The organism is Pseudomonas sp. 31 R 17, assembly GCF_900004915.1.
Taxonomy (GTDB): Bacteria; Pseudomonadota; Gammaproteobacteria; order Pseudomonadales; family Pseudomonadaceae; genus Aquipseudomonas; species Aquipseudomonas orientalis_A.
On record NZ_CVTN01000080.1, the window covers coordinates 9293 to 17343 of the forward strand.

The following is an 8051-nucleotide window of genomic DNA, read 5'->3' on the forward strand; positions in this document are numbered from 1 at the left end:
GCCCCCGATGCGGTGTGTCAGCCAGCGCTGTTGTCGCTGACCCACCGCTATCGGGGGCAAGCCCCCTCCCACATTTGGATCTCCAGTGTTTTGGGGATTTTATACGCTCCAGATTTACGTGGCTGGGCAGGCCTCATCCAGCACCTTGTCCACCATTAGCTGCACGCCTTCAAGCATCCGGCAGATGCCCAGCGCTACATTGCGATGGGTTCCGTCGATTTCGAAAGCGAGGTGGGTGGCGATGTCGGTGATGGATGCCAGGTCCTGGGAGGCGTTGACCAGCAAGATTTCCGTGCCCAGGTTGGGGCGTACGGTAAAGAGTTGTTCTGGAGGATTGGGGGTGTCTTTGATCATGGTGAAACTCCTTTAAGAATGGAGCTGCCACGATTCGCGGTCAATCGAAGAGGGTGGCAGCAATACGCGGGTTGACCGACCGGTCAAAAGGAGCAAAACCGGCATACCCGAAGGTATCCCGCGTACAGCTGCCGCGACACGATACATCAGACGTAAAAAAACGCCCAGATTGGTGTTGGCGCAGTTGCTCTTTTGAAATCGGACGGTCAAATCCGGTCGCTGAATTGGCAGCGACGGCGAGGAGTTTAGCCAGCGAAGTTCCGAGGGACAACCTGAAACGGTTGTGGGATATATCTGAGTGGGCGCCATCCTGTGGGAGGGGGCTTGCCCCCGATGCGGTGTGTCAGCCAGCGCTGTTGTCGCTGACCCACCGCTATCGGGGGCAAGCCCCCTCCCACATTTGGATCTCCAGTGTTTTGGAGGATTGATCGTTTTACTTGGGATAGAGCGGCGGCAGGCTGGTGGTGTCCAGGGCCGGGTCTTGTTCGCGCTCGGCCACGGGGATGGCCTTGATCGCGCGCCACAGGTCTTCGCCCAGCCAATACTGGCCGCTCTCGCTGTACAGCGCGCCATTGAGCCCATCCAGGGCATCCGACAGCGGCACGAAGCGCGCCGCCATGTCGGCCAGGGTTTCCGGTTGTTGGCGCGCCCAGGCGTCGAGGGCCTGGCGGGTGGCCTGGGGGTCGTTGGCCTGGGTGGCGCGCTTGAGGTCCTCGAGCAGGGTGCGCGGGCTGGGGCCGGTTTGCGCGGCGCGTTGCACGGCGGGCTGGCGGCGGGCGCGCCACCACAGGCCGAAGCCCAGCAAGGTGGTGCAGGCCAGCAGCACGGTGCTCAGTTGCCACAGCCACAGGCGCTCGTCGTCCGGCGCGGTGATGACGGTCGGCATGGCGGGGGTGTCCACCACCAGGCTCGGGTTGATCGCCACTTGCAGGGTGCGGGCCGGCAGGGTGGTGCGTTCAAGGTGGTCTTCGTGGGTGTTCCACCACACCACTTCCACGGCGGGCAGTTCCAGCGCTCCGGCACGGGTGGGCACCAGGGCTTCGCGGTCTTCACGGCTGCCGACCAGGCCGCGGTCGCGGGTCTCGTTGCCCAATACCGGTTGATCCGGGTAGCGCCGCAGGCCGTTGACTTCGGTGCTGGGCAGCGCCGGCAGTTGCGCGCTGGACAGGCCCTCGACCTTGACCGTGAGGCTGCGCGTCAGCGAGTCACCGACCTGCACATGCTCCGGCGCAGGGTTCCAGGCTTCGTTCAGGCTCAGGCTGCGCGCCGGCAACCACGGCGCGTCGGCGGGGTAGAACTCGGGCTTGGGCTTGACCGTCAGCGCCAGGGGGGCCGAGCTTGCGTGGATCAGCTTGCCCGGCTTGGTGCCCTGCAGGGTGTTCTCCTGCGGCGGGCGTGACTCCACCAACGTGGCGCTGAATGTCTGCGCCGCAATTGCCAACGGCCCGCTGCGCTGGGGGTAGATCGCGTAGCGGGTTTCGATCACGCCATGGCGAATGCTGTTGATGACTTTTTCATAGGTGCGCGACTCGCCCAGTTGCTCCACGCGTGCATCGGGGATTTGCAGGGGCGTCAGGCTGCTGTCGTCATACAGCGACACCGAGTGATACACGCGCACGGTCAACAGGGCCTGGGCCTGCACGTAGACGCTGGTCTGGTCGAGGCTGGCTTCGACAAACACCGGCGCCAGTTCGGCGCTGGTGTTCTGGCTGGCGGTTTCCACCACCTGCAGGGTAATCGGCTGGGTCTTGAGCTCGCCCACCTGCAGAGGCGGGATCACCACCGTGCCGTTTTCCCGGGGCAGCAGGGTGATGATCCAGCGCGTGGTCGCGTGGTTATCGCCGCCCAGGGTAGTGAGTTGGTTGATCTGGCGCGTGCCGCTGACTTCGAACTGCGCATCCAGGGGCGACAGGTCGGGTTTGCCGAACTGGGTCACGTCGCTGGACTCCACCGTCAGTTCCACCGTTTCCCCGGAATTGAGGCGGCTGCGGTCCACGCTGGCGACCAGGTTAGCCGCCTGGGCGTGGCCTGCCGACAAGGCGAGCAGGAGCAGAAGGGTGGTGCGGCGGCTCATCGAGTCTTGTCCTGATGCTGTTGCTGTTCGTACCAGAATTTGCGCCGCAGCAGCTCCCCGGGGTTGTCCGGGATCTGCTGCAGCCATTGCTCCAGCGCCTGGCGGTGTTCGCCGTCAAGGCTGGCATCGGTTGGGCGCAGCGGCGGCGTGGTGGTGTGCTCATCGCCCAGTTCGCTGCCGGGCACTTCGTTGCTGCCGGTGGGCGGCGCGGTAGCCGTGTCGGTAGTGCCGTTGCCGGTCTGGCCCTGGCCCTGGGTGGATTGCTCGCCACCCTCGGCCTTTTGCCCGTCGGCGCCCGGTTGCGCAGTTTGGCCGGGTTGGGTGGTTTCGTCATCCTGGTTTTTTTCCGGCTCGTCTGGCTCGGGCTGCGCGTGTTGCTGCAGCAGGCTTTCCACCAGCGCCTTGTTTTTCAAGGCCGGTTGCAGATCGGGCTGGGCTTCCAGCGCCTGTTCGTAGGCGTCGACTGCAGCTTCCAGCGCACCGGACCGGGCCAGGGCGTTACCCCGATTGTAGTGGGCGTAGGCGGTGTCAGCTTCGGCAAAACGCTTGATGGCCTCGGCGTAGTTGCCCGCTTCGTACAGGGCCACGCCTTGCCATTGCGGGTCCTGGAAGCGTTCGGCGGCCTCGGCGGGGCGTTTTTTCTTCAGCAGGTACTGGCCCTGCTGGTCGGGGCGCAGCCACAGGTCCTGGAATTCGAAGGCGTAGCTGGGCTGCGGTGCGGCCATCAAGAGCAGCGGCAGGCAAAACAGCCAGCCGCGCCGTCCCGCGCAGGCGGCCAACAGCAGCAGCGGCAGGAGCAGCCAGTAACCCTGGTCGGCCCAGGTGTCCAGGCGCAGTCGCTGGCCGTCGTCGCGCAGGGTTTGGGGCGGGTCGAGTACGCCCAGTTGCCGCAGGTCTTTGTCGTCCAGGCGCGCCGCTCGGTAGCGGCCGCCCATTTCGCTGGCGAACGCCTTGAGGGTCGGGCTGTCCAGGCGCGGGATCAGAATCGCACCCTGTTCGTCCTTGAGGAATTCGCCGCTTTCCTGGGTGACCGGCGTGCCTTCACGGCTGCCGATGCCGAGGATCGTCAGGCTTGGCGTCTGGTTACCTTGCAGCAGCAGACGAATGCCCTGGCGTTCTTGCTTGGACAGCGACGAGCCGATCAGCAGCAGGCGCCCCTGGCCGAGGCCGCCGTGCTTGAGCAGGGCCAGGGCCTTGTCCACCGCCAGGTCGGCGCGGTGGCCGGGCTCGGGCATGATCGAGGGGCGCAGCGCTTCAAGCAGGTTACGGCTGGTGGCCAGGTCGTCGGACAGCGGCACCAGGGTGTGGGCGCTGCCGGCATACACGACGATGGCGGTTTGCGCATCAGTGCGCGCTTGCAGCAAGTCGTACAGCTTGCGCCGCGCCTGTTCCAGGCGGTTGGGCGGGCTGTCGGTGGCGAGCATTTCGGGGGTCAGTTCCAGCAGTACGACCAGCGGGTCGGAAGGCTTTTGGCTCTGTTGTTCAACCCGCTGCCAACTGGGGCCCAGCAGCGCCAGCACGGCCAGCAGCCAGGCGATGCCCAGCACGACCCAGGGGGATTTGCTTTCGCGACCGTTGCCGCCGCTGAGCAGCACGGCGTGGAAGGCCGGCGGCAGGATGATCTGCCAGCGTCCGGCGCGCTTTTGCCGGTGCCACAGTTGCCACAGCAACCAGCCGAGCAGCGGCAGCAGCAACAGCCACCAGGGACGCAGCCAGTGCGGCCACAAGGCGATCATCGACGCCTCCGCAAGCGCAGGCGCTTGAGGCGCTGGCGCCATTCAGGGCTTTGTGGCAGGAACAGGCCCTTGCTCGACAGTTTGTCGTACAGCCGCTGCAAGGCGTTGTTCGGCCAGCGCTCCTGCACCACCAGCAACAGGCTCAGCAGCAACGCCAGGGCCAAAGGGCCGCTGTACAGCGCGTGAGCGGGGCGGGCCCGGGTGGGTTGCTGTTCGACGGGTTCCAGGGTGTCGAGGGTGGCCTTGATCTGTTCCAGTTCCTTGCCATCACGGGCGCGGAAATACTGGCCGCCGGTCGCCTCGGCGATGGCCTTGAGCGCCGGTTCGTCGAGGTCCAGGCTCGGGTTTACGCCCAGAATGCCCAGGGAGCCGGTTTGCTCGGGGTCGGCGCCGATGCCGATCGGATAGATTTTCACGCCTTCTTCAGCGGCCAGGCGCGCGGCGGTGAGCGGGTCGATTTGCCCGGCGTTATTGGCGCCGTCGGTCACCAGGATCAGCACGCGGCTTTGCGCCGGGCGCTGACGCAAGCGTTTCAAGGCCAGGCCGATGGCGTCGCCGATCGCGGTGTTCTTGCCGGCAATGCCGATGCGCGCTTCGTCCAGCCAGGTGCGCACGGTGCGCCGGTCGAAGGTCAGCGGCGCTTGCAGGTAGGCCTGGCTGCCGAACAGGATCAGGCCCACGCGGTCGCCCTCACGCTCTTCAAGAAAGTCACCGAGCAGGTGCTTGACCAGGGCCAGGCGGCTGACGTCCTCGTCCTGCCAATGCATGTCGGGAAAGTCCATGGAACCGGAGACATCCACGGCCACCAGCAGGTCGCGGCCACTGGCGGCAATCGGCAGCGGCTCGCCAAGCCATTCCGGGCGCGCGGCGGCGGTCAACAGCAGCAGCCACAGCACCACGTACGGTGCCTGCTGGCGCCAGCCCGGCAGATTGATCCGGGCGCGGCGCCGGGCCAGGCTTTGGAGATCGGTGAGGTAGCTGACCTTCAAGGCCGGTTCGCCGCTGTCGGCCACCGGCAGGATAAGGCGCATCAGCCACGGCAACGGCAACAGGGCGAAGATCCACGGCCAGGCGAACTCAAACATGTTTGCGAATCCAGGTGTCGACGGCTTGAGTCAGGCCGGCGATGGCCTTGTCGTCGAGTTTGCATTCGGGCTTGTAGGCGCCTTCGACCAGCACCATCCAGCGCGTAAGGCCGGCGGCGGGGCAGCGGTTATCCAGGAACGCCAGCCATTTGCGGCCGTTGAGGGTGTGGCTTTGGCTGTAGGGGTAGTCGTTGCGGCACAGGCGCTTGAGCAAGCCATTGAGTTGTTGCAGCCAGGCACCGGCGGGCGCGCCGTCATAGGGCTTGGGCATCAGCGCCAGCTCCGCCAGGGCCGCGATGCGCAGCGGGTCCAGGGGGTGTTCGGCGCGGGCGATAGGTTGGCGGGCGGGCAGCCAGCGCCGCAGCCGCCAGGCGCCCCAGCCGAGCAACGGGATCACCAGCAACAGCAGCCACCAGCCCGGCGCAGGCGGCCAGAAGCCGATGGCCGGCGGGGCGATCAGCGGTTGCAGTTGGTCGAGGCTGCTCATTGTTTTTTGACCGGGCGTTGCGGGTTGAGGTATTCGCGCAGTTGCTCGACCATTTCACTCTGGGTGCTCAATGGCATCAATAGCACCCGTAGCTTCTGCGCGAGCAATTCCCAGCGGGCGATGCGCGCTTCGGCCTGGGCCTTGTAGGCCTGGCGCAAATCGAAATTGAGCGTGTCCAGTTCCAGTTGCGCGCCTCGTTGCGCAAAGCGCAGCAAGCCGGCGGCGGGCAGGGCGTGATCCAGCGGGTCGGAGATGGGCAACAGCAGCAGGTCGCAGTGGCGCGACAGCAGGCTCAACTGTTGCTCGGCGCCCTCGGTGAGCGCCCGTTCATCACAGATCACAATGCCCAGGCTGCCCGGGCGCAGCACTTCGCGGCCACGGCGCAGGGCCATGCCCAGCGCGTCGGCTTCAGGAAGGCTCTCGGTGGTGAGGCTCTGGTTGACCCGCACCAGGCGGTTGAGCAATTGCAGCAGGCTTTGCTTGCTGCGCCGGGGTTTGATTTCGTAGTGCTCGCTGTCGCCGAACACCAGGCCGCCCACGCGGTCGTTATGCCCCAGCGCCGCCCAGCCGATCAGGCTGGCGGCTTGTGCGGCGAGTACCGACTTGAACATCTGCCCCGAGCCGAAAAACAGCCGGCAGCTTTGCTCGACCATGATGAAAATCGGCCGTTCGCGCTCTTCGTGGAACAGCTTGGTGTGGGGCTCCTGGGTACGCGCCGTCACGCGCCAGTCGATGGTGCGCACGTCGTCCCCGGCCTGATACACGCGCACCTGGTCGAAATCCACACCGCGCCCGCGCAGCTTGGAGTGATGCAGGCCGATCAACGGGCTGCGCTGGCCGGGGGTGGAAAACAATTGCACTTCCCGTACGCGATGGCGCATCTCGATCAATTCACTGAGCGTGACGTGGATACCCGCGCTCGCGTTCATCGACTTCAAGCGACGGCAACGACGTCAAGGATGCGTTGCACCACGCGGTCCTGGTCTACACCCGCGGCCTCGGCTTCGAACGACAGGATGATGCGGTGGCGCAACACGTCGAACAATACCGCCTGGATATCCTCGGGGCTGACGAAGTCGCGACCGGCCAGCCAGGCATGGGCACGCGCGCAGCGGTCCAGGGCGATGGAGCCGCGCGGGCTGGCGCCATAGGCAATCCACTCGGCCATCTCCGGGTCGAACTTGGCCGGGGTGCGCGTCGCCATGACCAGTTGCACCAGGTATTCCTCCACCGCATCGGCCATGTACAGGCCGAGGATTTCCTTGCGCGCGGCAAAGATCGCCTGCTGACTGACGCGGCGCTCGGGCTTGGTTTCGCCGTTAAGCGCTTCGCCACGGGCCTGTTGCAGGATGCGCCGTTCGACGGCGGCATCCGGGAAGCCGATCTTGACGTGCATCAGGAACCGGTCGAGCTGGGCCTCAGGCAACGGGTAGGTGCCTTCCTGCTCGATGGGGTTCTGCGTGGCCATGACCAGAAACAGTGGCGACAGCTCGTAGGTGCTGCGCCCCACGCTGACCTGGCGCTCGGCCATGGCCTCGAGCAACGCCGACTGGACCTTGGCCGGCGCACGGTTGATTTCGTCCGCCAGCACCAGGTTGTGAAAGATCGGGCCTTGCTGGAACACGAAGCTGCCGGTTTCCGGACGATAGATTTCGGTGCCGGTGATGTCGGCGGGCAACAGGTCGGGGGTGAACTGGATACGATGGAACTGCGCTTCGATGCCTTCGGCCAGCTCTTTGATGGCCTTGGTCTTGGCCAGGCCCGGTGCGCCTTCGACCAGCATATGGCCGTCGGCGAGCAGGGCGATCAGCAGGCGATCGATGAGTTTTTCCTGGCCGAGAATCTGCGTAGAAAGAAAGGTTCGCAGCGCTAGCAGCGCTTCACGATGTTCCATCGATGACGGTTCCTGGAAAAGATGAGCCTGAGTGTCAGGAAAAAAACACCGGCCTGGGGGGCTTACTTTAATGCATCGCGGGGTGTGGCGACTAACGGCGTGACGGGTATTTTTGGCAAAACTTGTAGGAATTTTGTGTAGGGGGGCTTGCTGGGGTGAGCACAGTCGAGGTGGGAGGGGGCTTGCTCCGGTGACGGCCGCACAGCCAACGCGTATCTACCTGACGCTCCGAGGTCCAAATGTGGGAGGGGGCTTGCCCCCGATGGCGGCCTCAGGGCCGACTAGGATGTTTGATCAGACTAGGTACATATCCGTTTCTGCGGTCAAGGCTGCTATGGGTTCCGCTTTTACAGCGGCTCACTTTTGAAAAGCGCAAAAGTAAGCAAAACGCTCTTGCCCCACCACTCGGCACCTCGCTAAT

General features: G+C 65.2%; 7 protein-coding genes. All 7 read right to left on the reverse strand.

All coding sequences use genetic code 11. The annotated features are described in order from the left end of the window. Positions 1-114: 114 nt before the first annotated feature. Positions 115-354 (reverse strand): DUF6124 family protein, encoded by a 240-nt coding sequence (locus BFP89_RS23040; protein WP_065887784.1) that lies wholly within the window; start codon positions 352-354, stop codon positions 115-117. Positions 355-787: 433 nt separating this feature from the next. Next, positions 788-2428: a BatD family protein gene (locus BFP89_RS23045; RefSeq protein ID WP_065887785.1), complete on the reverse strand. Its 1641-nt coding sequence runs from the start codon at positions 2426-2428 to the stop codon at positions 788-790. After that, on the reverse strand, positions 2425-4164 hold the full coding sequence (locus BFP89_RS23050) for a tetratricopeptide repeat protein (RefSeq protein ID WP_065887786.1): 1740 nt from the start codon (positions 4162-4164) through the stop codon (positions 2425-2427). Before BFP89_RS23050 ends, BFP89_RS23045 begins: the two co-directional genes overlap by 4 nt. Continuing rightward, on the reverse strand, positions 4161-5249 hold the full coding sequence (locus tag BFP89_RS23055; protein WP_065887787.1) for a vWA domain-containing protein: 1089 nt from the start codon (positions 5247-5249) through the stop codon (positions 4161-4163). Before BFP89_RS23055 ends, BFP89_RS23050 begins: the two co-directional genes overlap by 4 nt. Next, complete coding sequence (locus tag BFP89_RS23060; RefSeq protein ID WP_065887788.1) at positions 5242-5736, reverse strand: DUF4381 domain-containing protein; 495 nt, start codon at positions 5734-5736, stop codon at positions 5242-5244. Before BFP89_RS23060 ends, BFP89_RS23055 begins: the two co-directional genes overlap by 8 nt. Beyond that, entirely contained in the window at positions 5733-6665 is a 933-nt protein-coding gene (locus BFP89_RS23065) for a DUF58 domain-containing protein (protein ID WP_065887789.1), read from the reverse strand. Before BFP89_RS23065 ends, BFP89_RS23060 begins: the two co-directional genes overlap by 4 nt. Before the next feature lie 5 nt (positions 6666-6670). Beyond that, complete coding sequence (locus BFP89_RS23070) at positions 6671-7630, reverse strand: AAA family ATPase (RefSeq protein WP_020301524.1); 960 nt, start codon at positions 7628-7630, stop codon at positions 6671-6673. Between the last annotated feature and the right edge of the window lie 421 nt (positions 7631-8051).

Excerpts from the sequence above, each read along its gene's own strand:
- BFP89_RS23040 (WP_065887784.1), bottom strand. The coding sequence starts at position 354 with ATGATCAAAGACACCCCCAATCCTCCAGAACAACTCTTTACCGTACGC.
- BFP89_RS23045 (WP_065887785.1), bottom strand. The coding sequence starts at position 2,428 with ATGAGCCGCCGCACCACCCTTCTGCTCCTGCTCGCCTTGTCGGCAGGC.
- BFP89_RS23050 (WP_065887786.1), bottom strand. The coding sequence starts at position 4,164 with ATGATCGCCTTGTGGCCGCACTGGCTGCGTCCCTGGTGGCTGTTGCTG.
- BFP89_RS23055 (WP_065887787.1), bottom strand. The coding sequence starts at position 5,249 with ATGTTTGAGTTCGCCTGGCCGTGGATCTTCGCCCTGTTGCCGTTGCCG.
- BFP89_RS23060 (WP_065887788.1), bottom strand. The coding sequence starts at position 5,736 with ATGAGCAGCCTCGACCAACTGCAACCGCTGATCGCCCCGCCGGCCATC.
- BFP89_RS23065 (WP_065887789.1), bottom strand. The coding sequence starts at position 6,665 with ATGAACGCGAGCGCGGGTATCCACGTCACGCTCAGTGAATTGATCGAG.
- BFP89_RS23070 (WP_020301524.1), bottom strand. The coding sequence starts at position 7,630 with ATGGAACATCGTGAAGCGCTGCTAGCGCTGCGAACCTTTCTTTCTACG.